Genomic DNA, 23,538 nt, shown 5'->3' with positions numbered 1-23,538 from the left:
TCGCCACGCTCGTTTGGGTCAATTGCACTCGCTCTGCGCTGACCGGCGACGCGCAACCTTCAGCAGGAAGACAAGCGAACCCGCCAGCAGAAGTGTCCCGTTGAACGGGTGGAAGGCAAGTGCGCCAGATCCAGATGATGCCAGTACAAGCTGAAGGGCATCCCGCGCCCTGGGCTCACGTCCACTCCGGCATTACCGCATCGGGGTACCGCGCACCGAACCCGCCGGCCGGAAGGATCTCGCCGATCCGTTCGAGGTCGTGCGCGGTGAGCTCCAAGCGGACAGCGCCGACGTTCTCCTCAAGGCGCGCAATGCTGCGCGTGCCGGGAATGGGAACGATGTCGTCGCCCTGGGCCAGCAGCCAAGCCAAGGCCAGTTGCGACACCTTCGCGCCACGTTCCTTGGCGAAGTCTTCAAGCTGACGCACCGCCTCGACGTTCTTTTCAAAGACGCCGGGCTGCCAGCGTGGATCGAAGCTGCGCATGTCGCTCTTGTCGTATTGGTCCGCCGGCTTGGCCGTCCCGGTCAGAAAGCCGCGGCCGAGAGGCGCGTATGGCACAAAGCCGATGCCGAGCTCTCTGAGCACGGGAAACAGTCGCTCGACATCCCGTTCGAAGAGCGAATACTCGGTCTGCAGCATCGCCACCGGCTGGACCGCATGGGCGCGACGGATGGTCTCTGGCCCCGCCTCGCTGAGCCCGAAATGGCCGACCTTTCCCTCCGCGATCAGGTCCCTCACTGTCCCCGCCACATCCTCGATCGGGACCTCGGGATCGACGCGATGCTGGTACAGCACGTCGACATGGTCCACGCCGAGGCGAAGCAGGCTGTTGTCCAAGACCTCGCGGATGTGCTCCGGCCGGCTGTCGTAGGCATAATCGCGCGTCCAGCCGAACTTGGTGGCGATCACGACGTCGTCCCGCACCGGCGCAAGTGCTTTCCCCACGACACGTTCGTTCTGGCCCCAGCCATACATCTCGGCAGTGTCGAAGAATGTTACACCGATCTCGTGGGCACGCCTGATTGTCCTGATGGCGTCGTTGGTGCTGTCCGGTCCGTAAAACTCGGTGATGCCCATTGCTCCATAGCCGAGGGCGGACACTTCCGGGCCCTCCCGGCCGAGCTTGCGACGAGGCAGGATGGCCTGCTGACGGTCCATGATCACGATTGTCTCCTTAGCGGGATGTGCTTAATCTGGCATTCTGTATCAGATTTGGCACTTAGTGCCAAGATCGGCATGGAGTGTCAATGCAGAGCACGTCCGCTTCTTCCGGCCGCTCACTCAGGGCGATAAAGGCCGATGCAGTCGCCACATCCATTGTCGAGAGTGCGCTGAACCTGTTCGACCAAAAGGGGTTCGATGGGGTGACAGTCGACGAGATCGCATCGGCGTCCGGCATCTCGCGGCGGAGCCTCTTCCGCTACTTCGCGACGAAAGAGGACATCGTCGTCTCCGGGCACGCCGCTTTCGGCGAGAGGATAATCGAGATCGTGAAGTCCCGCCCGCAAGGTGAGGATGTCTGGGTATCGCTTCGCCGCGGTTTCGACGTCCTCGTCGAAAACGTGGACCGCGACCCGGACGGCGCGGCTAGAACCATGCGTGTGATCCACGGCACTGCAAGCCTGCGGGCCCATACGCTTGAAAAGCATATGGCTTGGGCGTCCGGTCTTGGCCCGGAGATCGCGCGCCGCCTCGGTGGTGCCGACACCCGACGCCTCGAGGCAGACGCATTGATCCACGCATCGCTCGCCTGCCTGGACGTCGCGCTGGCCCACTTTGCCCCCGGCCCGGTCGCGTCCCTCGGCGACAAGCTGGACGCGGCATTCGTGGCGCTGCGCCCAACGACCACGCGCGATGAGAGTTCCGCGCGTTGAACGGGTAGATAACGATCTGACACGGGTCATGCCGGCTGACACTTTGGAGCACCTCAGCCGCTCTCAGTCGTGGCGGTCTGACCTTCGGGTCCGAAGCTCTCTTGATGGATCTGGCTTTCTGGAACGCCAAGAAATTCCAGCCCGCGCTGGAGGCTGGATTGGAATGTTGCCGGGCCACACAGCAGGTAATGCGCCTGCGGACCTGCCCCGAGTGCGAGCAGATCCGGCGCGGTAATCCTGCCCGTCCTGTCGTAGTCCACGCCCGGGCGGTCGGTGGCCCGGGGTTGGCTGTATGACACATGTCTGCGCAGCTTCGGGTTTGCTTCGACAAGGCGTTCCACCTCATCCCGAAGCGCGTGGGTCGCGCCGTTTCGCGTGCTGTGGACGTACCAGACAGTCCTGTTCCGGCTTACATTCTCCCAGAGGACGGACAGCATCGGGGTAAGGCCTACGCCAGCGCTGACCAGAACCAGCGGGCAGTCCTGGCCAGGCGCCACGAAGTCGCCAGAGGGCGCCTGCGCCCATAGGAAGCTCCCCTCGTGGGCGTCGTCGTGCAGAAACCGTGACACGATACCCTTGTCCTCGCGCTTCACGCTGATGCGGTAGAACCGGCGGTCCTGCGGGGGCCCGGAAAGCGAATATGACCGTCTGGTGGTCCCCCTTTGGCCGGGGATCTGCACCTCGATCGGAAGGTGCTGTCCGGCCTTGAACATCTCGAGCGGGCGGTCATCGTCGGGGAGCAGGTAGAAGGACGTGATGTCTTCGCTTTCGCGGACCTTCCTGGCGACCCTCAGCCGCCGCGACAGGTGATCCATCCGGGTCCAGCGCAGCGATACGGCACCGGGGCGCTCGATCACTGCCTCGACGTCGACCTCGATCATGCGCCGCGCGTCCGGCTCGGCGGCCGCGTCCGGCGACCAGTCGATCCTCGCGCGCCCCGTGACGTGCAGGAGCCCCCCCGTATCGAAGTCGACGAAAAGAAGGCCCACGCGAGGGTCCGCCACTAGGTTGCCGATGGTATTGAAGAAGTTGTTGCCCGCATAATCCGGGATCAGCAGACGGTTGGGACCGTCCACACGCACAAAGCCCGGCGCGCCGCCGCGGTGGCTGGTGTCGTATCCGCGCGCATTGCCCGATGCCTCGGGATGGCCACTGCCGATGAAGAGCGTGTCGGCACTGGCAATACGCGCGATCTGGTCCCGGGTCAGGCTGTCTGACCGTTTGGCCACGCCGGGTGATCTGTCCACCCGGGTGACGGCGCGTTCGTGGATATATTGCGGGCAGTTTCCAAACGTCTGGCGGATGTCGACGCTATAGCCGCTGCCAGAAGGCTGGACATGACCGCTGAAGCGGTTGCGGCGACGCGTGGCCAGCTCGATCCCCAAGACGCCGATATCGGCGCCTCTCTCGAATGTCGCTGAAAGCGGATCGTCGGGCGCAAGCACGGTGTCGAGCGTGATGCGGCGCGGGTCGGGGGAGGCGACGAAGCCGTCCGCCCCTTCGACCAGCGTGACCCAGGTCCTCCCTTCCGCGTCCCCGCCCGAGACCACGAGAAACGGCAATGAGCTGTGGAACGCGCGGTGCTGTTCGGGAAGATAGTCACGGATGAAGCTGCCGACACGCGCCGCCATGTCACCCACGCCCGCAAGGGCCTGAGCGGCGCGCTCGCCGTCGTGGAAGGGGTTGGGGACATCGATCGAGTTCATCTCGCGGCTCCTTGAGAAGCGCGCCGGTGTTCGCGGTCCCGGCGCAGCTCGATCCTCAGGCCAGTTCCGGGATCGGGGACGTGGCCATCGGGACGAAACCAGGCTGCGATGCGATACGCTTCAGCCACGCGCTGACATTCGGGTATGGCGCCAGGTCAACGCCGCCCTCCGGAGCGTGCGCGATATAGCTGTAGCAGGTCACATCGGCGATCGTGATCCGGTCGGTGGCCAGCCATTCCCGGTCCGCAAGATGCGCATCCATGACCTTGAAAAGGTCATGTGCCTTTGCAACCGCGGCAGAATGATCATGGCTGGTGCCGAAGACCTTGACCAGACGCGCGGCGCAAGGACCGGAAAAGACGTTGTCAGCGGCCACGGTCAGCCATCTCTGGACCTCGGCAGCATCTCTCGCGTCTTCCGGCAACCAGTGCGTACCTTTGGCATAGGTCTGCACCAGGTATACCAGGATCGCATTGCTGTCAGAGAGCGTGTAGCCGCCGTCGTCGATCGCCGGGACCAGGCCGAACGGGCTGAGCCTGAGATAGGCGGGCGCCTTGTGCGCCCCGTTTGCCATGTCGAGGTCGATGGTCTGGTACGGAAGGCCCAGAAAGGCCAGCATCAGTTCGACCCGGTGGCAGTGGCCGGATTTGGGGTTGCGGTAGAGTTTGATCGGGGTGGTCATTGATTGAGTCCTTCCAAACGGCCACCGGCACGGGTGGCTCCGACGGGCTGTTGATCGAGGAGAAGGACAGTCAGGTTACCGAGCTGTCCCTTGCACTGCAGCAAGCTAAATCCTTTGCCATTCAGGAAGAATACTGCGATCTTGGAATTCACTATTCCATTTCATGGAACTATCGATGGACCGGATACAGATGCTGGAGCTGTTCGTGGCCGTTGCCGAGACGGGCAGCTTTGCCGGCGGCGCGCGCGTGACGGGCCTAAGCCCTCCGTCCGTCACACGCGGCGTGAACGATCTTGAGCAGCGCCTCGGCGCGCGGCTTTTCACCCGTACGACGCGGGTGGTTCGGCTGACGGACGTGGGCCGGGACTACCTGGAGGAGGTGCGCAGCATCCTGTCCGATCTGCAGGCCGCCGACGACCTGGCGTCCGGCACCGCAGCGCGGCCCACGGGCCATTTGCGGATTACGGCCCCGGTCGAGTTCGGGCGGATCCACGTCGCCCCCATCCTGGCAGATTACCTTGATGCCTATCCCGATGTGTCGGCGGACCTGCTGACGGTCGACCGGATCGTGAATCTGGTGGAAGAAGGCATCGATGTTGGCCTGCGCATCGGCGATCTGCCGCCCTCCGGACTGATGGCCATGCGGGTCGGCCAGGTGCGCCGGGTGGTTTGCGCGACACCAGACTACTTCGGGGCACATGGAGTCCCCAAGACACCGGCAGACCTGGCCCGTCACAAGATCATCTCGATCGGCGGCGTCACACCCTACGCCGATTGGCGGTTTGGGAAGGACCGGGGCGACATCGTCCGGTTGAAGCCCCGTCTCGTCATCTCGAACGTCGGTGCGGCCCTGGACCTGGCGCGGGCGGGTTGGGGGGTGACGCGCGCCTTGTCCTACCAGATCGCGCCGGATCTGCGGGCCGGCACCCTGCAAACGGTGCTGGAGGGCTTCGAACCCGAACCGATGCCGGTCCATCTTGTCCACCAGGAGGGCCGCCGTGTGACAGCCAAACTGCGCAGTTTTCTGGACTTCGCCCGGGACAGGTTGCGGGGATTGTCCGTCCTGAACGACTAGGACGTCCGGTCGGCCCGCAGACAAGGGGCCGACCGGTGTCGAGTGTAGCTACTGCGGAAGTCTACTTCCTGTACAAGACCATTCCGGCATGATGCAGCACGTTTGGTTCGACGAACTCGCCGTCGGCGGTGAAGCCGCTGTCGTCCCAGTACTCGATATGCGTGCCCGTGATCTCGTAGCGACCTTCATAGGCGCGCTCCCTGTCGCCTCGGGCCTCTACGTAGCGACCGTTGGGCAGCAGTTCGTGACGGATGCGGTTGTCGGCCGTCACCCACATCCCGACATAGGGGTGCGGGGAAGTGCCTGGCGCGAACTCGGCCCCGATTGCCAGAAGCGCGGCGGTAAGCATGATCGACTTTTCCATGATGTGCCTCAGTTTGCGGATGCGGTGGGACGGATGGTGATCTCGGTCGTGTCGACGCCTGCCGGGGCTTCGATCAACTGGCGCACGGCGCGGGCTATGTCGGCGGGCGCAAGCGCAATGGCGCGGTAATTGTCCATCAGCTCCCGCGTCCGTTCGTGGGTGATGCTGGAGGCCAGTTCGCTCTCCACCACGCCCGGGTTGACGCAGGTCACGCGGATGGCGCTGCTTTCCTGGCGAAGCGCGTCCGAGATCGCGCGAACCGCGAACTTGGTGCCGCAATAGACGGCCGCCGTCGGCGAGGCCTGCAATGCGCCGATGGAGCCGATGTTGATGATCTGCCCCTCACCTTGCCGTTCCATGACTGGCAGGACAGCACCAATCCCCCACAGGACGCCCTTGATGTTCACGTCCACCATCCGGTCCCATTCGTCGAACTTGAGCGCGGACATGGGCGAGAGGGGCATGACGCCAGCGTTGTTCACAAGAACGTCGATGCGGCCCCACAAATTGAGGGCTGCTTGCGCAAACTCCTGCATCGACCCAATGTCCGTGACGTCGAGCGACCACGTCGCGACCTCGCCACCGCTGCCGCGCAGGTCCGCGGCGATTGCATCCAGCCGATCCGTCCGCCGTGCGCCCATCAGGACCTTGGCGCCCCGGGCCGCAAGCTCGCGCGCGATGCCTTCTCCGATGCCGCTGGAGGCTCCGGTTATCAGGATGACCTTGTCCATGACTTTCTCCGTTTCAGTTCGTGCCGGGCGAACATGGACGCGGGGCGCCGTAAACGGTATTGCGCAACTGTTGGACTTGTTGGTTAGCATTGCTCGACAATGGAGGCGCGGATGGATCTGAACTTGCTGCCGCTCCTGCTGGCCGTTGCCGAGGAGCGGAACTTCCGCGCCGCCGCGGATCGGCTTGGCGTCACGCGATCCGCTGTCAGCCAGGGCATACGTCGGCTGGAGGATGCCGTGGGCCTGCAACTGGTCATGCGCACCACCCGCGCGGTCCGTCTGACGGAAGCCGGGGAGAGGCTGGTGGAGAGCCTGCGCGCGCCGATGGGGGCGGTCCAGGACGCCCTTGAAGTGAATTCGGACGCTCCCAGTGGAAGGCTTCGGTTGGCCGTCACCTCCATCGCCGAAGACTTCCTGTCGGGGCCCTTGCTGGCGCGCTTCTCGGAGGCGCATCCCAAGGTCACGGTTGACGTGACAGTGACGGACGACGAGTTGGACATCGTCGAGCATGGCTACGACGCAGGCGTTCGCCTCGGCGAGGTGATCGAGCAGGACATGATCGCCGTGCCCGTCAGCGGTCAGCAAACTGAGGTGGCGGCGGCTTCACCCGGCTACATTGCGCAGCACGGCGCACCGGATCATCCGAAGGATCTTCTGAGGCATCGCTGCATCGGCTGGCGGCCCGGTCCGAACACCGCCCCTTGGCGATGGGAATTCGAAGAGGACGGAAAGCCCTTCGACGTCATGGTCGATCCGCAGGTCACGACCAACGACCTGCGTCTGATGTTGCGCGTGGCTTTGGCGGGCGGCGGCATCACCTTTGCGCCGCGGGACTGCATGCGGGAGCACTTCGAAAGCGGCGCATTGGTCCCGTTGCTGGAGGACTACCTTCCGCCGTTTCCCGGCTTCTATCTCTACTTTCCGCAGCGCAGGCACATGGCACCCAAACTTCGGGCGCTGGTCGACCACGTTCGCCGGTGGCGCGTCGAAGGCTGATCAACGGTGCTGAAAAGGCACGGGCATCGATCATTTCCATGTCTCGATGACGCCGTTCGCAAATGCGCGGAAGGAGGTCGCGGGCCTGCCGGTCAACTGGGCGACGCCCTGCGTCGTGTAATCTTCCGCCCCGGCCGCGATGTCCAAATCGAGATCTGCGAGCGTCCTGGCATAGTCAGGCGGAAGGCCCTGTTTCACAAAACGATCCGTCAAGGCGGCCGGGTCGAGGGACAGGTGGCGTACCGGTCGGCCAATAGCCGTTGAGATCGTCGCGGCGACATCGTCGTAACTCAACGCGTCCGGCCCCGTCAGCACGATGTCGGAATTGAGCGGCGTTTGGACAACCAGCGTTGCAGCCGCCGAGGCGGCGATGTCCTCGGCATCAATGAAGCCGACGCGCCCGGTGCCCGTCGCGCTGTAGATGACCCTTTCCTCCCGTATCGTCGCGGCATGCGGCCCTTCCGAGAAATTCTGCATGAACCAGGATGGCCGCAGAACCGCCCAGTCGGGCGCGCTTTCCGCCAGCCAGGCATGAACCTCACCCATCATGGGACCGCCGGGATCTAGAAGCGACGAGCTGAGCAGAACGAACCGCCGGACGCCTTGGCGCATGGCTTCCCGCAGCAAAGGCTGCATGACCGCCAGGTGGTCGGTGCGGTCCGTCGGCGCGACGAGGTAGACCGCATCGCATCCTTCAAAAGCCGACGCCGAAGCCGGATCTGCCCAATCGAAGCGCCTGTCTTTGGGGCCAACGGGTATGCGCGTTCCGGTCACCACGTCGATGCCGGCCGCAGTCAGACGGGACGCCAGGCGACGGCCTGTCTTGCCCCTCCCTCCAGTGATGAGGACCCGCTCAACTCTCATCAGGCTGCCCCTGCAAAGGCGGCGGCGGCAGCCTCGGTGCCGCCCAGGGCCGCCAACACGACCAGCGGGTTCCAGTAGTCGCGGTAGTGCGCAATGCGTCCGTCTCGCAGGGTCACGACCGAAACATAGGTTTGGTTGTACGGGACCCCCGTTGCGCTGCCCTGTCCGGTGCAGGAGAATTCGACAACCACCGTTTCACCAGCAGCGTGGGCATTATCCAGCTCCATGGTCCCGAAGCTGAGCAAAGGGCCGATCCTCGCCAAGTGCGCCGCAAGGGCCGCCCTGCCCTCCAGCCGCTTTGGCAATCCTTCAGGCGCATAGGGGAACTCGAAGACGACATCGTCGGCGAAAAGGTCCAGCATCCCGTCCGCTGATGCCAGCTTGTCGCCCAGTGCGGCGCGGAGCAGGTCAGAGAAACTATCGAACTTGTCAGCCATGGAGGGACCTCATATGGATGGAACGGTATCGTATCGACGATATAGGAGGCTTTCGTTGGAACGCAACCGTTCCGTCCAAAAATCCGGCCGAAAACCGTCCGGGGCTGCCGTGCAAAGCGCGGAGCTGACCGATACCCTTTATCGTGCTTTCTTCGCGGAATGGGCTGAACGCGGCTTTGCCGCCATTAGCCTTGAACGCGTTGCCGCCAGGGCGGGCGCGGGCAAAGCGGCGATCTACCGTCGTTTCTCGACGCACCACGACTTCGCCGCAGCGGCGGTTATGGCGTTGGGGCTGAAGATGGCCATGCCCGAGGATCGTGGCAGCCTTCAGGCCGATGTCCTGGCCTTCCTGACCCGTCTGAGAGCGGTCCTCCGCCACCCCATGATCCGCCGCATCCTGCCCGATCTTCACGCCGAGGCGGCGCGATCTCCGGCGATGCGGGACCTGAACACGCGGGTGGCCGCAGCGCGCCGGGCGCAGGCGCAGGTCATTCTGGACCGCGCGATAGCTCGGGGCGAATTGGACGAGGACGTGGACCGTGATCTGGCGCTGGATCTGCTTCCCGCACCACTCTACTGGCGCATGGTGGTTCTGGGGGTCACGCCGACGCGCGGCCAACTCGCGGCCGAGGCAGTCGCAATCGTTGCGGCATTGCAGAGTTCGTGCCGCCAGCGACGTACTTGATTTGCCACCGCAAAGTCGCCTTATCGCTCGGCTATAGTTGCCAGGTCTGCGGCTGCGCCCTCAAGGGCGGCTCTCCCCCCGTCCCACGGCTCCGGGTCGATACCAAGACTCCTGGCAAGCCAGGCGAATGTCAGGCGTCGCGTCGCTTCCAGCGCGTCGGGCAGTTCGGCCTCGGTTTCCTTGGCGTCCAGGCCGGCGATGCCCCCAAGGCCATGCCCGACCTTCGCGATGGTCAGCAGGGCGTTTGCGCCCGGGGCGTCGGTGAAGGCATCGGCATGCCAGTCAGGTCCACGCGGGGTGAAGTGCGGATCGTCCTCGGCTCCGCAAACCACAAGCAGCGGCGTGTGGATCGTGCTGAAATCCACATCGAAGAAGGGAAAACGCGCGGCGCTCTCGGGCGTGAGGGTGTCCCCGCCCCGACCGGGCGCTGCCAGAAGCACGCCAGCCCCGATGCGCGGGTCCGCGAAATCTTCCCCATTCAGCCGTGCTCCAAGCAGAAGCGCCGAAGTGTGACCGCCGAACGAGTGACCGGCCACCGCGATCCGGTCATGGTCCAGCCGCCCCGCCACAGCGGGCGCCTGTCGCTCTACCTCGTCCAGACGGTCCAGGATCGCGCGCATTTCCGCCACCCTTTCGCGCCAGTAGAAGGGCGCTTCCGGTTCCTCCGGCCCCAACCCGCCGACGCGAGAGCTGGCATGCGTCGGCTGGATGACGGCAAGCCCACGTTCCGCCCAGAACTGAACAAGCGGGGCGTATCCGTCCTTGGAGGGAATGTAGTTGGACGGCCCGAACCCGTGCGAGAAAAGCACGATCGGAAGGTCACGACCCTCTGCCGGAGCGGTCAGACGAAGCTCCAGTGCGGGGCGGTCCGGCAGGGCAAGCCGGATCGGTGTGTAGGCAATGGTCAGTGCGGGGTCGGGCGTCGGCAGATGCCGCGCAAGGTCGATAAGTCGGTTCATTCCTGAATTCTCCGAAAGCGGCCAGAGCAGGCGGGCCGGGCGGCTTGGCCAGTGCGACGCAGCAGGCAGATCAGGCTGCGGTGCGTGCGGCTTTGAACAGGGTCTCGGCATCGGCCCCGGCGGGCAGGATCATCGGGGCGTTCACATCCGTGACGGCGCGCCAGACCGCGTCCGCCACGTCGCGGGCCGATGTCTTCTCGGTCGAACTCCGCAGTGACTGGAAGTAGGCCTGGACGAAAGCGCTGTAGGCCGCAGGCACATCCATCCCCATCCTCTCCACGGCATTCTTGCCGAAGGAGGTTTCCGGCGCGCTGCCAGGCAGGACCAGACGTGCCCGGACGCCGAACTCGGCGGCTTCAAGTGCAAAGCTTTCGGTAAAGGCATTCACCGCCGCCTTGCTGGCAGAGTAGATCGACAATGCAGGGAACGGGCGCAGCGCGACGCTGGAGCTGATGTTGACGATCACCCCACTTCGACGCGCGCGCATGGCCGGCATCACTGCCTGGGTCATCGCCATCGTGCCCAGCACATTGATCTCGAAAAGCTCCCGCGCCTTGTCAGGTTCCGCGCCTTCCAGCACGTTCAGCATCCCGACCCCGGCGTTGTTGACCAAGGCATCGACGGGACCAGTTTCTGCCAGCGCTGCCGCGATGCTCGACGGCTGCGTCACGTCGAGCGGAAGGATGCGAAGGCGTTGCGAGGCTGGCAATCCCGTGGGATCCGGCGTCCGCATCGTCGCAATGACCTCCCAACCTTCGTGCAGGAAGCGCGCGGCTATGGCTTGTCCGAAGCCCGAGGAGCAGCCGGTGATGAGGATACGGGGCATGATGTCTCTCCAAATCTGTGAAACCGGGAGATAGACCCGCGCCGATGGACTCCCTATATTCCGGGATCCGAGATGATTCATCGGAAGTCCGGATTCATGGCCAACCTTACACCAGACCCGTTGTCCAGCATCGTAGCCCTGCTCAAACCGCGCCCGGACATCTCGAAGTGGGTCGTGGCCGGAGGACGCTGGCAGGTCGACCGGACCGACATGGCAAACCCGTTCTACGCTGCGATTGTCGAAGGGCGCGCGCGTCTGACGGTCAAGGGCCATGCGCCGATCATGCTGGAGGCAGGGGACTTCGTGATGGTCCCCGCGCTGGACAGCTTCACGCTGACCAGCGAAGTCCCGCCGCCGCAGGGTGCTGCGCGCTGGCCGCTTCAGACCGGTCCGGGCGTATTTCGCCTTGGCCCGACAGATAGCCCGGTCGAAATGCAGGCCCTTGTCGGGCATTGCCGATTCGACGTGCCAGACAGAACCCTGTTGCTGTCCCTGCTTCCCCAGATGATCCACGTGTCCGGACAAGACCGTCTGACCGCGCTCGTGCGGCTCATTCACGACGAGACACGTGCCGACCGGGCTGCCCGCGCCATGATACTCGAACGCTTGCTGGAAGTGCTGATGATCGAGGCGCTGCGGTCGAGCGATGGCCCAGAGCGTCCGCCGGGGCTCTTGCGCGGATTGTCCGACCCCAGACTTGCCGTCGCGCTGCACCGGATCCACGAAGCCACGGACAGCTCCCTTAGCGTGAACGGTCTGGCCCGCGAGGCCGGGATGTCACGCTCCGCCTTCTTCGAAAGTTTCAAGTCCGCGCTCGGCTGCTCGCCCATGGAATACGCGAGAGCCTGGCGATTGGCGGTCGCGCGGGACCTCCTGATGCGCGGCGAGCTGACGAACGCGGAAATCGCGCATCGGGTCGGCTATGGCTCGGCCAGCGCATTCGCGATGGCCTTCCTGCGCAATGAGGGGATTTCGCCCGGGCGGTTCGCAGAACGGCAAATGAGCGCGTAGGGGGTCTGCTTACCCCACTCGCCTGTGGCGCTAGGCGCTTGGCGAAGGGCGCCCGTGCGGCTGGGCGCTGAAGCGTTCGGCCAGCCGGTTCTCCCGGAAGGCCGTGTCGATCCAGTCGATGAAAACGCGCGTCTTGGCCGGCAGTAGGCTTCGCGAGGCGTAATAGACCGAGACGCCACCCGCATCGGCGTACCAGTCCGGCAACAGGCGGATCAGGCGGCCGTCTTCCAGATCGGACAAAACCTCCGTCACTGCAAGAAGGGCCACCCCAAGTCCAAGGCGCGCGGCCTCGCGGATCGCAATCGGCTCGTTCAGCACCACCGTCTCAGCAAGCGCTGCCGGCATCTCGCGCCCGGCGGCATTGCGCATGGTCCAGTGCCGGATGCGGCCGGTCCGCAGCACGCGCATTGCGATACCGGCGAAGTCGGACAGTCCGGTCGGATCGCTGGGAGCGGTCCGGCCCGCCATGTATGCCGGGGAAGCGACAGCGACGACGTGGAGCGGCGCAAGCGTTCGCGCAACCATGCCAGGCGACAGCTCGATCGCGCCGCCGATCGCGGCATCGTAACCTTCCGCGACCAGATCGACGACGCGGTTCTCCAGGTGCCATTCGGCCCGGATCAAGGGATAGCGCGCGAGGAACCCCGGCAGGAGCGGCAGCACATGCTCCACCCCGAACGAGGGCGGCATGCTCAGCTTGAGAGTGCCTGCGGGTTTTGGTCCGTGGGCTGCGACGGCCGAAATCGCGCCCTGCAGACGGTCCAGTGGATCCCCGACCGACGCAAGAAAGCTCTCCCCCGCTTCCGTGAGCTTCAGCCCACGCGTCGAGCGATAGAAAAGCCGGACGCCCAGATTGCGTTCCAGAATGGCGACGTTGCGGCTGACCGCTGCCGGCGTGAGCCCCAGCCTTCGGGCTGCCTCGGAGAAGCTGCGGCACTCAGCGCTCCGCACGAAGGCTTCAAGGTTCGAGAGCGTTTCCATCCCCCGATCTTCAACGGATCGTTGAAGCAAAAGCAAGCGGCGCCGGACTAACGCCATCCGCACGCCCTGAACACATTCACCCGGATCGCGACGCACACTGCCGCGAGATCCGACCCCGCCTGCAAACGTCGGAGCGACCAAGGCCAGGAACTCGAACGCCGGCCGCACCCGCCCCTTCCCCAAACCAATGGAGCCGAAAGATGTCTTCACCCCCTGCACAGCGCACGGCGCTCAGCCGTCGTGGCGCACTGATCGCGGCCTCGGCACTCGTCGCAGGCGCCGGCCTTCCGCCTGGCGCCGCGCATGCCGCCGATCCTTCAACCCTCGACCTCATAACCGGAGCAACCTCAATGGGTTACATCACCACGGACGACAACGTGCGGATCTTCTACAAGGACTGGGGCCCGAAAGACGCCCAGCCCATCGTCTTCCATCACGGCTGGCCGCTCAGCTCGGACGACTGGGACGCGCAGATGCTGTTCTTCCTGGAAAAGGGGTACCGCGTCGTCGCCCATGACCGGCGCGGTCACGGCCGCTCCAGCCAGGTGGCCGAGGGGCATGATATCGACCATTACGCCGCAGACGCCTTCGCCGTCGCAGAGGCACTGGATCTGAGGAACGCAGTCCACATCGGTCATTCAACCGGTGGCGGCGAGGTGGCGCGCTACGTTGCCCGGCACGGCGGACCGGCTGGCCGCGTGGCCAAGGCAGTTCTCGTCGCCGCCATCCCGCCGCTGATGCTGCGAACCGACGCCAATCCCGAAGGCACGCCGCTGGAGGTCTTCGACGGCTTTCGCGCGGCGCTCGCCGCCAATCGCGCGCAGTTCTTCCGGGACGTGCCCGCGGGCCCCTTCTACGGCTTCAACCGCGACGGCGCCGTGGTCCACGAGGGCGTGATTCAGAACTGGTGGCGCCAGGGCATGATGGGCAGCGCCAAGGCGCATTATGACGGGATCAAAGCCTTCTCGGAGACCGACCAGACCGAGGATCTGAAGGCGATCACCGTGCCGACCCTGGTGATGCATGGTGAGGACGATCAGGTGGTCCCGATCGCGGCGTCGGCCCTGAAGGCGGTCAAGCTCCTGCCCAATGGGACGCTCAAGACCTATCCGGGCTACTCCCACGGCATGCTGACGGTGAACGCCGATGTGCTGAACGCCGACTTGCTGGCCTTCGTCACCGGTTGAGCCGGACACCGAACGACTTCTTCGCACACACCTCAAGGCAACAAGGGATACGAACCATGACACAACGAAACGCCATCTTCCCCGCCAACCGTCATGCGCTTTACGAAGCGCATGGCTATTCTGCCGCTGTCCGCAGTGGCGATCTCCTCTTCGTCTCCGGCCAGGTCGGCAGCAGGCAGGACGGCTCACCCGAGCCAGACTTCGCGTTGCAGGTTGCCTTGGCTTTCCAGAACCTCGAAGCCGTGCTGACGGCAGCCGGGGCGAGCTTCGACGACGTCATCGATGTGACCACCTTCCACACCGATCCCGACACGCAGTTCGGGGCGATCATGCCCGTGAAAGACAAGTACTTCTCGGCGGCTCCCCACCCGACATGGACCGCCGTAGGCGTCAACTGGCTCGCCGGCTTCGATTTCGAGATCAAGGTGATCGCGCGTCTGCCAGAAGCGGCATAGGCCCGAGGAGGCCCCTCGCGCTTTGCGAACAGCGGCCGGCGCAGCCCCCTGTGCCGGCCGCGCATGTCCTCGCTCAGGCCCCCGCTGCCTGTCAGCCCGCCATTGCTTTCCGCAGGTCCCCTGCAGCTTGAGAATCAGCTACGCCAGCACTCTTCTGACCAACACGAGGTTGTCCTCCAGCGTCGCCTCGGTGCCCTCCGGACCACGCGCCGCACGCGTGACGACCTCGGCCGTGATCACCTCAAGGTCCCGCGAGGGCGCGCCAATGGCTGCCATTTCCTCCGCCACGGTGGGAAAGATGGTCGAGGGCTTTGCGTCCCGGCTCCACGGCGGCGGGGCCGCATGCGAGAGGACCAGAAGATGGCCGCCGCTTCGCAGCTGTCGGGCCGCCTGTCCAAGGATCGTGGCGCGCGCCAGGGCGACGGGGGATTGCAGATAGAGCGCGGTGATCAGGTCGAACTCTCCCTCGGGCAGAGAGACCGAGAGATCACGCTGCTCGAGCTGCACTTGCTGCTCCAGGCCGAGCGCCGCAGCGCGGGCACGGGCCCGAGTAACAGCGGTAGCGGAGATATCGCATCCGCGCGCCTGCCAGCCCTGCTGGGCCAACCAGATCACGTCATCCCCATGCGAAGAACCAAGGTCCAAGGCCAGGCCCGGCGTCAGCCGATCCGCGATCCGCTGGAGAGCGCCGGTGGCACGACCGCCCGATGACGTGCGCTTGGTCCGGTAGAACTCCTCCCAGAACGCCGAAGGGTCCGGATGGTGATCGGTCATCATGCTTTTGCCTTTCCGCGATGAATGGCGTGCTGACCCAGCAAACCGAGAGCCAGCAGCGCCGCCGTGCCTGTCGAACCGATCTGCAGCCACATCATCGCGGAGGCAGCCCCAAGCTCTGACCGGGTTTCGAGAGTCTGCCCGTAGACAGCAAAGCTCAGCGCAATCGAGGCCGCCATGCAGATTTGCTGCATGGTGTGGATCGCTCCGGCCCCTGTCCCGGCAAGCGTCCTTGTCAAGCCGGACATGCCCAACTGCATCACTGCGGTGATCGTCAGACCCATCGCCACGCCTGCTGCCAGCATCCCCGTCCGCAATGGCCACAGGCGGTCTCGTGCAAGCCCCGGCAGGATTGCCTGGATCAGGAGGAAGCTGCCGCAGAGCAGCTGACCGGCTTGCCCGTCTTGCTCTGGATCATCGAGGCGCGTTCCTCGACCCGTCAGGCGGCGAACACGCCCCGGACCCGCAGGGCGACGAGATCGCAGCCGCGAAGCTTGCTGTCCACGGCCATGTTGAACAGCGCGAGGTCGCGCGGGTCGCCCGCCATCTTGAGGCGGACCCGGATAGACCAGACGTGCCGGGGCAGGAGTGGGCGTTTCTGACCAATGATGCGGTCCTTGTTCCAGGCAACGCGAGCAGGACTAAGGGCGGGGAGAAAATCGACGGGCATGAGTATACCTCCTGTCCACCGGGCCCACCCTTCTTCGGTCATGCCGACGACCACAGGATACCACGTTTGGGCCAGCAGTTGGGGCGCCGGGCGGAGAGCAGACGTCGCCCTACGTCAGCAAACGACCGCTTTGGACGGAAAGCGGTCAAAGGGCGTGGAGGTTCCGTCCGATCAGCTCACGAACAGGCGACGGCCGTGGACGGACAATCGCCGATGCTTGTCGGGCTGACCCTCTGGCGCGCCACAGTTCGGGTGACACATGCGGGCAAGTCCACCTGCCAGGGAAGAGGTTAGCGCTCCACCCCATTCGCCCTAGCCACGAAATCCGTCAGGTGGGGCACATAGTCCTCTGGCCCCGTCCCGCCTTGCGCCATCGCGGACGCAAAGCTGTTCTTTGCCGCACTCGCCATCGTGGTGGTGACGGTGGCGGCGTTGGCCATGCTCTCCAGGTAGCGCAGGTCCTTGTAGGCGTTCGTGAGCGTGAAGCGGTGCGCCTCGCGGTTGCCTTCCACCGCATAGCCCATGAACGTCTGGTAGAAGCCGCAGTCCATCCGGCCGCCGCGGATCACGCTGTCGAACGTGGCGGTGGAGATGCCGACCTTTGACGCCAAAGCCAGCGCCTCGGCATAGATCGCGGCGTAGCCGAGCGACAGGAAGTTGTTCAGAAGCTTCATCCGGTGGCCGTCGCCCACCCGGCCGATATGGACGATCTTCCCCGCCCAGGTGGCGATGACGGGCTGGATGCGCTGGAAGACCTCCGGCTCGGCCCCGACCATGCAGTCGAGCGTGCCGGCCCAGGCCTCTTTCGGGGTGCGGCCAAGGGGGGCGTCGGCGAAGTGGATGCCCTTGGCGGAAAAGTCGGTGGCAAGGCGTTCGGTGACGGTGGGGTCGGAGGTGGAGCAGTCGATGATCACGCTGCCGGGTTTCAGGTGGGGGGTCATCCGCCCCACGGCCTCGGCCACCTGGGGCGAGCCGGGGAGGGTCAGGAAGATGATGGTCGACCGGGCGGCGAGGTCTTCTATGCTCGCTTCGGTCGCGCCGCGCTGGATCAGGTCATCGACGGGCGCGCGGTTGCGGTGGGCGGTTACGGTGAGGGGGTAGCCCTTCTCGACGATGTTCTTCGCCATGCCGTGGCCCATCAGGCCGGTGCCGATGAAGCCGATGTGTTCCTGGGTCATTGGGGTCTCCTTTCCGGTGAAGGTGGCGCAGGGGGGCCGGGTTGACAATCCCTTCGGGGCGGGGCGGAGTTGGGGTCTGTCAAAAGGGAGGTCCTCATGTTCCGCGCGCTGGTTCTGGAGAAGGAAGGCGATGCCGCTGTCGCTCATGTCCGCGAGCTGGACGAGAGCGCGCTCCCGGCGGGGGATGTGACTGTGGCGGTTGAGTATTCCACGCTGAACTACAAGGACGGGCTGGCTCTGTCGCCGAACGGCGGAGGCATCGTGCGGAGCTGGCCGCATGTCGGCGGAATCGACTTCGCGGGGGTGGTCGAGGCGTCGGAAGATGCCCGCTACAAGCCGGGCGACAAGGTGGTGCTGACCGGCTGGCGGGTGGGGGAGGTCCACTGGGGCGGCTATGCCCAGAAGGCGCGGGTCAAGGCGGACTGGCTGGTGCCGCTGCCGTCGGGCCTGACCACTCGGCAGGCGATGGCGGTGGGGACGGCGGGGTTCACGGCGATGCTCGCGGTGATGGCGCTGGAGGAGCATGGGCTGGCGCCTGCCAAGGGCGAGGTGCTGGTGACGGGCGCGGCAGGGGGCGTGGGGTCGGTGGCGGTCGCCTTGCTGGCGAAGCTCGGCTACCAGGTCGCGGCGGTGACGGGGCGGGCTGAGACGGAGGGGTATCTGCGCGACCTGGGGGCCACGCGGATCGTGCCGCGGGCGGAGCTGGCGGAGACCGTGAAGCGGCCCTTGGAGAGCGAGACCTGGGCGGGCTGCGTCGATGCCGTGGGCGGCGCGATGCTGGCGCGGGTGCTGGGGCAGATGAAGTACGGGGCCTCGGTCGCGGCGGTGGGCTTGGCGGGAGGGGCGGCGCTGCCGGCCTCGGTCATCCCGTTCCTGCTGCGGGGGGTGAATTTGCTGGGGATCGACTCCGTGACGGTTCCTTTTGAGCGGCGGGTTAAGGCCTGGGGGCGGGTGGTGTCGGACCTGCCGATGGAGAAGCTGGAGGCGATGGTCCGGCCGGCGCGGCTGGAGGACCTGCCGGAGCTTGGGGCGGCGATCCTGAAGGGGGGCGTGCAGGGCCGGGTGGTGGTGGATGTGAACGGCTGAGGCCCGTCCACGCAGGACAGGGTGGAGACCGCAAAGGATTCCAATGGTTTAGCTGTGGGCGTTAGGGGTTTGTTAAGGGGTGGGCCGGATGCCGTAGGCCGAATTCAGCTTGGGATACGGCTCATCGAACGCGACCTTGCGGTGGCCAGGGGCCTGTCCGTACCAGATGAAAGGCATCTGCCCGATCCGCCGCAGCAGCTCGCCCCGATTGTCGTCAGACCCACGGCGAAGGATCAGCGTATTCCGCCGGAACCAGGACATGGATGCAATCGCCCTAAGCCCAAGCGTTTGCGCGACATGCGGAAACCAGCCCCGTGCAGCCCACAGGTCCAGGACTTCGGACATCCCGAGGCAGTTGATATGGCCATTTCCGGGCTGCCCAGGCTCGGCCATCGAGAAGAGGATCGTCCCGTCATCCCTGGCATGGCGCACGATCGAATCTAGGATCACGTTGGTCGCTTGGGGGTTCAAGTGCTCGACCACTTCAAGGCAGACCACAAGGTCGAACTTGCGCCCGGCGTCGAACGGTCTCTGGAGATCGGCCTTCCTGTATGACATGGCGTCGAGAACCGTGGCGTCCGGCTCCAGCCCGTCGACGCCAAGGATGTCTTCCACCCCGAAATGCCGATAGAGCAGGGGATAAAGGCCGCTGCCGCAGCCAAGATCAAGCACGGAATCTGGAGCGATCAGATCCAGGGCCGCCCGAATGAAGGGTTCATCGAGAAAGAGGTTTTCCCAGTGCCATGCCACATCGAAGGCATGTTCCACGTTCGTGGACGCAACGGCCGTTCCGGGTGCCGGAGGCAGCACGAAGGGTGCCGATGACGCCGCCGCCTCGGCCTGAGCGATCAGGTCTCGGGCCGGTCGGAAGGTTCCATCGGAATGTTTCCGTTCCAGGCTAATTCCATGCTGGATGCCATCGGCATCCGTCAGGAATGAGCGGCCCTTCTCGTCCTGCGCATAGTCCATGGCCTCTTGCGTCACGCGGTGGGAATCCACGGTCTCACCCGACAGGGCAATGTCGTGCAGGTGCTTCCACTGAAATCCCTCACCACGTTTCTTCTTGGGCCGGGCTTCATTCGCCTTCCAGCCCACCACCCCCTTCGCCAGAAGCTGATTGGCCGACCGCAACGGCATGTGCAGCAAGGGCAGAGCGTCCAGGGTCACGGATGGAAACGGCCTGCCCTCGCCGTCCCGAAGCGAATGGTTGCCCTGGGCCACGACGAGTCTCGGATCAAGCGAACCGTCCAGCCGGAGCACCACCTTATGGAATTGTGGGGTTTCGACCCTGCGACAGTGCGTCAGGCGCTGGATCGGGTCCGGAAGTTCGCTTTCGGAGAGGGACGGATCGGGGATCAGTGTCTTCCACGGCATAAGCCCGCTGGCCCCCGAAGGGATCACGGCCAGCTTTGTGGCAAGGTCACCGCGGTCCGTTGCCGTCAGGAATTCGTCCGCGTCAAGCAGGAAGACATGCCGGGCAAATCCGGCCGATTGCGCACAGCGCAACATCCGGCTCATCGTCGCCGACTGATTGTAAGCCCGGTCCGGAAGATCGGTCACAAGGACGTTGCCAAGGTCGCGCGCGGTTGCGACGGCGATGGATCGGGTGTCGTCGGTCGAACAGTTGTCCAGAACGATGACCAGATCGAGAAGGCGGGCATTGTGCCGCAAGAACGGCTCGATGATATCCTGCTCATTGCGTACCATGCACAGGCCGATGCTTTCCAGGACCGGTCCGTCATTCGGCGTCACATGGGTGACCGGGCGCCGAAGTCTATTGAGCAGGCGTTTCAGAAATCCGGGCATGTGCGGGCCGTTCCTGTCTAGTGCTTTCCCAAGTTTCGCGGGCCTCGCGACCACATACAAGCGAGGAACCCATTGATAGTGGCCGGACGAGCGATAGTGGTGAACAAGCACCGAGCAATCAGATTTCGCTTCCGTCGGCCGGATCGTGCGACAGGCAGGCCGGTCCCTGGTCGCGGTGTCGAGGGTGGTTGACTCGGGCGTGGGAGCCCGTATAAGCCGCCCGTTCCGGAAGCGATTCCGGGGCTTTTCATTGGTGTTGGTGGCCCCCGCAAGGGGATGCCTGTCGGGTCGATAGACCAAAGGACAACGCCCTTCGTAACATAGAAGGAGATCAGCGGTGACCAAACGCACCTCTGCCAAGTACAAGATCGACCGCCGCATGGGCGAGAACATCTGGGGCCGTCCGAAGTCCCCGATCAACAAGCGCGAGTACGGCCCGGGCCAGCACGGCCAGCGCCGGAAGAACAAGCTGTCGGACTTCGGGACGCAGCTCCGCGCCAAGCAGAAGCTCAAGGGCTACTACGGCGACCTGACCGAAAAGCAGTTCCGCAAGATCTATGGCGAAGCCGAGCGCGTGCGCGGCGACACAGGCGAGATGCTGATCGGCCTCCTGGAGCGCCGCCTGGACGCGGTGGTCTACCGCGCCAAGTTCGTCCCGACCATCTTCGCCGCTCGCCAGTTCGTCAACCACGGCCACGTCCTGGTGAACGGCAAGCGCGTCAACATCGCGTCCTACCGCGTGTCGGAAGGCGACGTGATCCAGGTCCGCGAGAAGTCGCGCCAGATGGCCGCCATCGCGGAAGCCATCGCTCTGACCGAGCGTGACGTTCCGGACTATCTGGAAGTCGACAACAACAAGCTGACCGCCAAGTTCGTCCGCACTCCGGGCCTGGGCGACGTGCCCTACCCGGTCCAGATGGAACCGAACCTGGTCGTCGAATACTACGCGAAGAACTGATCCTGCCCCTTGTCGGCAGAGAGGGGCCCGCCACATCTGGCGGGCCTTTTGCATTCAGCGAGTGGAGCAGGTTATGTCAGATAAGCCTTCGATCGAGAACCGGTTCGAGCGGGGTCTCTTCGCAAGCCGCTGGCTCATGGCGCCGATGTATCTGGGGCTGGTGGTGGCCCTGGGGATGATGACGGTGATCTTCGTGCGCGAGCTGTTCTACTACCTGCCGCAGGTGCTGGATCTGACGGCCGAGGACATGATCCTGGCGGCGCTGACGCTGATCGACCTGACGCTGGCCGCGAACCTTTTGCTCATCGTGCTGTTCTCGGGGTATGAGAATTTCGTGTCGAAGTTCGATTTCGATGCGGGGGCCGACCGGCCGGGCTGGATGGGCAAGGTCGACTTCGGCGGGCTGAAGATGAAGCTGATCGCCTCGATCGTGGCGATCTCGGGGATCCACCTTCTGAAGAAGTTCATGGAGATCCGGGACATCGACACGGCAGTGGCCTTCGGGCAGTCCGAGATGTTCTGGCTGGTGGTGATCCACCTGACCTTCGTGGTCTCGGGCGTCCTGATGGCGCTGATGGATTACCTGCAGGCCAAGGCCTACAAGTCCTGAAAGGAGCTACCCATGCTGAACCAACGCCACGCCCGGATCGAGGGCGCGCTGGTGATGATCGGCTTCGGATCGATCGGCCGCGGCGTGTTGCCTCTGATCGAGCGGCACATCGACTTTGACCGGAGCCGGTTCACCGTGATCGAGCCTTTGGCGGATCACGCGCATATCCTGCGGGACCACGGCATCCGGCATCTGCAGGTGGCATTGACCGAGGAGAACTTTGCCAACGTCCTGCGCAGCCTCTTCCCGACGGGGCAGGGGATGATCGTCAACCTGTCGGTGGACGTGGATTCCATCGAACTGATGAAGCTCGCGCAGGAGATGGGGGTTCAATACATCGACACGGTGGTGGAACCCTGGCCGGGGTTCTATTTCGGCTCGTCGCTGCCCAACGCGGACCGGACGAACTATCCTCTGCGGGAACGGGTGCGCGAGCTGGGTAAGGCCTACGTGGGCGGTCCGACGGCGGTCAGCTGCTGCGGGGCGAACCCGGGGATGGTGAGCTGGCTGCTGAAAGAGGCGCTGTTGCGGCTGGCCTCGGATACTGGCGTCAAGGCCGATCCGAAGGGCCGCGAGGACTGGGCGCGGCTGATGCAGGGGCTGGGGGTCAAGGGGATCCACGTGGCGGAGCGGGATACTCAGGTCTCGGCAAAGGCCAAGCCGCTGGGGGTCTTCGTGAACACCTGGTCGGTGGATGGGCTGTTGTCCGAGGGCTACCAGCCGGCGGAGCTGGGCTGGGGCACGCATGAGAAGAAGCTGCCTCCGCACGGGCATGCCTTCGACCACGGGCCGGGCTATGCGATCTGGATCGACCGCCCCGGCGCGGATACGCGGGTGCGGTCCTGGTGCCCCGATGTGGGCCCGCAGTTCGGCTATGTGATCACCCACAACGAGGCGCTGTCGATCCCGGACTATTACACGGTCTGGGAGGGGGCGAAGGCCGTCTACCGCCCGACCTGCCACTACGCCTACCACCCCTGCAACGACGCGATCCTGTCGCTGCACGAGATGAACGGGGCCGGAAAGCGCCAGCCGGAGCAGCACATCCTGACGGCCGAGGAGATCGTGGCGGGGGGCGACGACCTGGGGGTCTTCCTCTACGGCCATGCCAAGGGTGCGATGTGGTACGGCTCGCGGCTGTCCTGCGAGGAGGCGCGGCGGCTGGCGCCCTACCAGAACGCGACGGGGATGCAGGTGACCAGTGCGGTGCTGGCGGCGATGGTCTGGGCGGCGGAGAATCCGAACGAGGGCTTCGTCGAGGCCGACGAGATGGACCACGTCCGTTGCCTGGAGGTCCAGCGTCCCTACCTTGGGTCGATCGAGTGCCACTACACCGACTGGACCCCGATCCAGAACCGGATCAACAGCTTCGCCGAGGACCGCGACGATCAGGATCCCTGGCAGTTCACCAACTTCCTCGCGGTCTGACCGGGTCAGTTTGGCAGAGCGCTGGCGCGCAAGTCTTTTGTCTCGTCGTCGGGGCTTGGCACCCCTCCTCCTCGGCTGATGGGGGCGCTGCCCCCAAACCCCTGGGATATTTTTCGACATGATATGCGGATTGGCCATTTCATGTCTTCAAATATCCCCGCCGGAGGCAACTCCGAGGAGGAGGCGCAGGCCGA

Annotated in this window: 25 protein-coding genes and 1 pseudogene; 11 read left to right on the top strand and 15 right to left on the bottom strand. The window is 64.9% G+C overall.

The window, feature by feature from the left end:
* Positions 1–175: 175 nt before the first annotated feature.
* Positions 176–1,159, bottom strand: a complete 984-nt coding sequence (locus ACE3Q6_RS04360) for an aldo/keto reductase (protein ID WP_374429670.1) — start codon at positions 1,157–1,159, stop codon at positions 176–178.
* Between the two features lie 89 nt (positions 1,160–1,248).
* On the opposite strand from ACE3Q6_RS04360, the gene ACE3Q6_RS04355 reads away from it, so the two are divergent.
* Entirely contained in the window at positions 1,249–1,875 is a 627-nt protein-coding gene (locus ACE3Q6_RS04355) for a TetR family transcriptional regulator (protein WP_374428943.1), read from the top strand.
* A gap of 53 nt (positions 1,876–1,928) precedes the next feature.
* Here ACE3Q6_RS04355 and ACE3Q6_RS04350 read toward each other — a convergent pair whose 3' ends face one another.
* Positions 1,929–3,581 carry a pyridoxamine 5'-phosphate oxidase family protein gene (locus tag ACE3Q6_RS04350; protein ID WP_374428941.1) on the bottom strand — a complete coding sequence of 551 codons (1,653 nt, stop codon included), beginning with the start codon at positions 3,579–3,581 and terminating at the stop codon, positions 1,929–1,931.
* Positions 3,582–3,636: 55 nt separating this feature from the next.
* Complete coding sequence (locus ACE3Q6_RS04345) at positions 3,637–4,263, bottom strand: glutathione S-transferase family protein (RefSeq protein ID WP_374428939.1); 627 nt, start codon at positions 4,261–4,263, stop codon at positions 3,637–3,639.
* A gap of 163 nt (positions 4,264–4,426) precedes the next feature.
* Between ACE3Q6_RS04345 and ACE3Q6_RS04340 the strand changes: the two genes are divergently transcribed.
* On the top strand, positions 4,427–5,338 hold the full coding sequence (locus tag ACE3Q6_RS04340; protein ID WP_374428936.1) for a LysR family transcriptional regulator: 912 nt from the start codon (positions 4,427–4,429) through the stop codon (positions 5,336–5,338).
* 61 nt (positions 5,339–5,399) lie between these two features.
* On the opposite strand, the gene ACE3Q6_RS04335 is transcribed toward ACE3Q6_RS04340, so the two are convergent.
* Both ACE3Q6_RS04335 and ACE3Q6_RS04330 read right to left on the bottom strand, forming a co-directional pair.
* On the bottom strand, positions 5,400–5,702 hold the full coding sequence (locus ACE3Q6_RS04335; RefSeq protein ID WP_374428934.1) for an Atu4866 domain-containing protein: 303 nt from the start codon (positions 5,700–5,702) through the stop codon (positions 5,400–5,402).
* An 8-nt stretch (positions 5,703–5,710) separates the two neighbouring features.
* Positions 5,711–6,433 (bottom strand): SDR family oxidoreductase, encoded by a 723-nt coding sequence (locus tag ACE3Q6_RS04330; RefSeq protein ID WP_374428932.1) that lies wholly within the window; start codon positions 6,431–6,433, stop codon positions 5,711–5,713.
* A 111-nt stretch (positions 6,434–6,544) separates the two neighbouring features.
* Here ACE3Q6_RS04330 and ACE3Q6_RS04325 point away from each other — a divergent pair, with 111 nt between their 5' ends.
* Complete coding sequence (locus ACE3Q6_RS04325) at positions 6,545–7,429, top strand: LysR substrate-binding domain-containing protein (RefSeq protein WP_374428927.1); 885 nt, start codon at positions 6,545–6,547, stop codon at positions 7,427–7,429.
* Between the two features lie 30 nt (positions 7,430–7,459).
* On the opposite strand, the gene ACE3Q6_RS04320 is transcribed toward ACE3Q6_RS04325, so the two are convergent.
* On the bottom strand, positions 7,460–8,293 hold the full coding sequence (locus ACE3Q6_RS04320) for an NAD(P)H-binding protein (protein ID WP_374428924.1): 834 nt from the start codon (positions 8,291–8,293) through the stop codon (positions 7,460–7,462).
* Positions 8,293–8,730: a nuclear transport factor 2 family protein gene (locus tag ACE3Q6_RS04315; protein ID WP_374428922.1), complete on the bottom strand. Its 438-nt coding sequence runs from the start codon at positions 8,728–8,730 to the stop codon at positions 8,293–8,295. Before ACE3Q6_RS04315 ends, ACE3Q6_RS04320 begins: the two co-directional genes overlap by 1 nt.
* Positions 8,731–8,839: 109 nt before the next feature.
* On the opposite strand from ACE3Q6_RS04315, the gene ACE3Q6_RS04310 reads away from it, so the two are divergent.
* Positions 8,840–9,415 (top strand): TetR-like C-terminal domain-containing protein, encoded by a 576-nt coding sequence (locus ACE3Q6_RS04310; RefSeq protein ID WP_374428919.1) that lies wholly within the window; start codon positions 8,840–8,842, stop codon positions 9,413–9,415.
* 20 nt (positions 9,416–9,435) lie between these two features.
* Here the strand turns inward: ACE3Q6_RS04310 and ACE3Q6_RS04305 are convergent, their stop codons facing one another.
* Entirely contained in the window at positions 9,436–10,374 is a 939-nt protein-coding gene (locus tag ACE3Q6_RS04305; protein ID WP_374428917.1) for an alpha/beta hydrolase family protein, read from the bottom strand.
* 70 nt (positions 10,375–10,444) lie between these two features.
* Positions 10,445–11,200 carry an SDR family oxidoreductase gene (locus ACE3Q6_RS04300; protein ID WP_374428915.1) on the bottom strand — a complete coding sequence of 252 codons (756 nt, stop codon included), beginning with the start codon at positions 11,198–11,200 and terminating at the stop codon, positions 10,445–10,447.
* Positions 11,201–11,296: 96 nt separating this feature from the next.
* Here ACE3Q6_RS04300 and ACE3Q6_RS04295 point away from each other — a divergent pair, with 96 nt between their 5' ends.
* Positions 11,297–12,211 carry an AraC family transcriptional regulator gene (locus ACE3Q6_RS04295; protein WP_374428913.1) on the top strand — a complete coding sequence of 305 codons (915 nt, stop codon included), beginning with the start codon at positions 11,297–11,299 and terminating at the stop codon, positions 12,209–12,211.
* A gap of 30 nt (positions 12,212–12,241) precedes the next feature.
* On the opposite strand, the gene ACE3Q6_RS04290 is transcribed toward ACE3Q6_RS04295, so the two are convergent.
* Positions 12,242–13,192, bottom strand: a complete 951-nt coding sequence (locus ACE3Q6_RS04290) for a LysR substrate-binding domain-containing protein (protein ID WP_374428911.1) — start codon at positions 13,190–13,192, stop codon at positions 12,242–12,244.
* Positions 13,193–13,542: 350 nt separating this feature from the next.
* Here ACE3Q6_RS04290 and ACE3Q6_RS04285 point away from each other — a divergent pair, with 350 nt between their 5' ends.
* Both ACE3Q6_RS04285 and ACE3Q6_RS04280 read left to right on the top strand, forming a co-directional pair.
* Positions 13,543–14,379, top strand: a complete 837-nt coding sequence (locus ACE3Q6_RS04285) for an alpha/beta fold hydrolase (protein ID WP_374429668.1) — start codon at positions 13,543–13,545, stop codon at positions 14,377–14,379.
* 56 nt (positions 14,380–14,435) lie between these two features.
* Positions 14,436–14,834, top strand: coding sequence for a RidA family protein (locus ACE3Q6_RS04280; RefSeq protein WP_374428909.1), 399 nt, complete (start codon positions 14,436–14,438; stop codon positions 14,832–14,834).
* Between the two features lie 138 nt (positions 14,835–14,972).
* Here the strand turns inward: ACE3Q6_RS04280 and ACE3Q6_RS04275 are convergent, their stop codons facing one another.
* The 4 genes and pseudogenes from ACE3Q6_RS04275 to ACE3Q6_RS04260 form a co-directional block, all read right to left on the bottom strand.
* Entirely contained in the window at positions 14,973–15,608 is a 636-nt protein-coding gene (locus tag ACE3Q6_RS04275; protein ID WP_374428907.1) for a class I SAM-dependent methyltransferase, read from the bottom strand.
* On the bottom strand, positions 15,608–15,913 hold the full coding sequence (locus ACE3Q6_RS04270) for an MFS transporter permease (protein WP_374428905.1): 306 nt from the start codon (positions 15,911–15,913) through the stop codon (positions 15,608–15,610). The genes ACE3Q6_RS04275 and ACE3Q6_RS04270 overlap by 1 nt, the downstream gene beginning before the upstream one ends.
* Positions 15,914–16,050: 137 nt before the next feature.
* Positions 16,051–16,278: pseudogene (locus ACE3Q6_RS04265) on the bottom strand (integrase); the annotation flags it as partial.
* A 290-nt stretch (positions 16,279–16,568) separates the two neighbouring features.
* The gene (locus tag ACE3Q6_RS04260; RefSeq protein ID WP_374428903.1) at positions 16,569–17,456 is read right to left on the bottom strand and encodes an NAD(P)-dependent oxidoreductase; all 888 of its coding nucleotides are present in this window, start codon (positions 17,454–17,456) and stop codon (positions 16,569–16,571) included.
* A 96-nt stretch (positions 17,457–17,552) separates the two neighbouring features.
* Between ACE3Q6_RS04260 and ACE3Q6_RS04255 the strand changes: the two genes are divergently transcribed.
* The gene (locus tag ACE3Q6_RS04255) at positions 17,553–18,542 is read left to right on the top strand and encodes an MDR family oxidoreductase (RefSeq protein ID WP_374428901.1); all 990 of its coding nucleotides are present in this window, start codon (positions 17,553–17,555) and stop codon (positions 18,540–18,542) included.
* Between the two features lie 72 nt (positions 18,543–18,614).
* Here the strand turns inward: ACE3Q6_RS04255 and ACE3Q6_RS04250 are convergent, their stop codons facing one another.
* A complete protein-coding gene (locus tag ACE3Q6_RS04250; RefSeq protein ID WP_374428899.1) occupies positions 18,615–20,459 on the bottom strand; it encodes a methyltransferase domain-containing protein in 1,845 nt (614 codons plus the stop codon).
* A gap of 226 nt (positions 20,460–20,685) precedes the next feature.
* On the opposite strand from ACE3Q6_RS04250, the gene rpsD reads away from it, so the two are divergent.
* The 3 genes from rpsD (at position 20,686) to ACE3Q6_RS04235 (ending at position 23,344) form a co-directional block, all read left to right on the top strand.
* A complete protein-coding gene (rpsD, locus tag ACE3Q6_RS04245; RefSeq protein ID WP_374428895.1) occupies positions 20,686–21,306 on the top strand; it encodes a 30S ribosomal protein S4 in 621 nt (206 codons plus the stop codon).
* 73 nt (positions 21,307–21,379) lie between these two features.
* On the top strand, positions 21,380–21,916 hold the full coding sequence (locus ACE3Q6_RS04240) for a TIGR00645 family protein (protein ID WP_374428892.1): 537 nt from the start codon (positions 21,380–21,382) through the stop codon (positions 21,914–21,916).
* 12 nt (positions 21,917–21,928) lie between these two features.
* The gene (locus tag ACE3Q6_RS04235) at positions 21,929–23,344 is read left to right on the top strand and encodes a homospermidine synthase (protein ID WP_374428890.1); all 1,416 of its coding nucleotides are present in this window, start codon (positions 21,929–21,931) and stop codon (positions 23,342–23,344) included.
* Positions 23,345–23,538 lie beyond the last annotated feature (194 nt).

The organism is Tabrizicola sp. (genome assembly GCF_041913445.1).
Taxonomy (GTDB): Bacteria; Pseudomonadota; Alphaproteobacteria; order Rhodobacterales; family Rhodobacteraceae; genus Tabrizicola.
Note: the sequence above shows the minus strand (reverse complement) of the source record. Positions and strands in the feature narration are given on the sequence as shown.

Excerpts from the sequence above, each read along its gene's own strand:
- ACE3Q6_RS04290 (WP_374428911.1), bottom strand. The coding sequence starts at position 13,192 with ATGGAAACGCTCTCGAACCTTGAAGCCTTCGTGCGGAGCGCTGAGTGC.
- ACE3Q6_RS04335 (WP_374428934.1), bottom strand. The coding sequence starts at position 5,702 with ATGGAAAAGTCGATCATGCTTACCGCCGCGCTTCTGGCAATCGGGGCC.
- ACE3Q6_RS04270 (WP_374428905.1), bottom strand. The coding sequence starts at position 15,913 with ATGCTGGCAGCAGGCGTGGCGATGGGTCTGACGATCACCGCAGTGATG.
- ACE3Q6_RS04280 (WP_374428909.1), top strand. The coding sequence starts at position 14,436 with ATGACACAACGAAACGCCATCTTCCCCGCCAACCGTCATGCGCTTTAC.
- ACE3Q6_RS04285 (WP_374429668.1), top strand. The coding sequence starts at position 13,543 with ATGGGTTACATCACCACGGACGACAACGTGCGGATCTTCTACAAGGAC.
- ACE3Q6_RS04315 (WP_374428922.1), bottom strand. The coding sequence starts at position 8,730 with ATGGCTGACAAGTTCGATAGTTTCTCTGACCTGCTCCGCGCCGCACTG.
- ACE3Q6_RS04360 (WP_374429670.1), bottom strand. The coding sequence starts at position 1,159 with ATGGACCGTCAGCAGGCCATCCTGCCTCGTCGCAAGCTCGGCCGGGAG.
- ACE3Q6_RS04275 (WP_374428907.1), bottom strand. The coding sequence starts at position 15,608 with ATGACCGATCACCATCCGGACCCTTCGGCGTTCTGGGAGGAGTTCTAC.
- ACE3Q6_RS04255 (WP_374428901.1), top strand. The coding sequence starts at position 17,553 with ATGTTCCGCGCGCTGGTTCTGGAGAAGGAAGGCGATGCCGCTGTCGCT.
- ACE3Q6_RS04355 (WP_374428943.1), top strand. The coding sequence starts at position 1,249 with ATGCAGAGCACGTCCGCTTCTTCCGGCCGCTCACTCAGGGCGATAAAG.
- ACE3Q6_RS04340 (WP_374428936.1), top strand. The coding sequence starts at position 4,427 with ATGGAACTATCGATGGACCGGATACAGATGCTGGAGCTGTTCGTGGCC.
- ACE3Q6_RS04300 (WP_374428915.1), bottom strand. The coding sequence starts at position 11,200 with ATGCCCCGTATCCTCATCACCGGCTGCTCCTCGGGCTTCGGACAAGCC.
- ACE3Q6_RS04345 (WP_374428939.1), bottom strand. The coding sequence starts at position 4,263 with ATGACCACCCCGATCAAACTCTACCGCAACCCCAAATCCGGCCACTGC.
- ACE3Q6_RS04305 (WP_374428917.1), bottom strand. The coding sequence starts at position 10,374 with ATGAACCGACTTATCGACCTTGCGCGGCATCTGCCGACGCCCGACCCC.
- ACE3Q6_RS04325 (WP_374428927.1), top strand. The coding sequence starts at position 6,545 with ATGGATCTGAACTTGCTGCCGCTCCTGCTGGCCGTTGCCGAGGAGCGG.
- ACE3Q6_RS04235 (WP_374428890.1), top strand. The coding sequence starts at position 21,929 with ATGCTGAACCAACGCCACGCCCGGATCGAGGGCGCGCTGGTGATGATC.
- ACE3Q6_RS04240 (WP_374428892.1), top strand. The coding sequence starts at position 21,380 with ATGTCAGATAAGCCTTCGATCGAGAACCGGTTCGAGCGGGGTCTCTTC.
- ACE3Q6_RS04350 (WP_374428941.1), bottom strand. The coding sequence starts at position 3,581 with ATGAACTCGATCGATGTCCCCAACCCCTTCCACGACGGCGAGCGCGCC.
- ACE3Q6_RS04295 (WP_374428913.1), top strand. The coding sequence starts at position 11,297 with ATGGCCAACCTTACACCAGACCCGTTGTCCAGCATCGTAGCCCTGCTC.
- ACE3Q6_RS04320 (WP_374428924.1), bottom strand. The coding sequence starts at position 8,293 with ATGAGAGTTGAGCGGGTCCTCATCACTGGAGGGAGGGGCAAGACAGGC.
- ACE3Q6_RS04260 (WP_374428903.1), bottom strand. The coding sequence starts at position 17,456 with ATGACCCAGGAACACATCGGCTTCATCGGCACCGGCCTGATGGGCCAC.
- ACE3Q6_RS04330 (WP_374428932.1), bottom strand. The coding sequence starts at position 6,433 with ATGGACAAGGTCATCCTGATAACCGGAGCCTCCAGCGGCATCGGAGAA.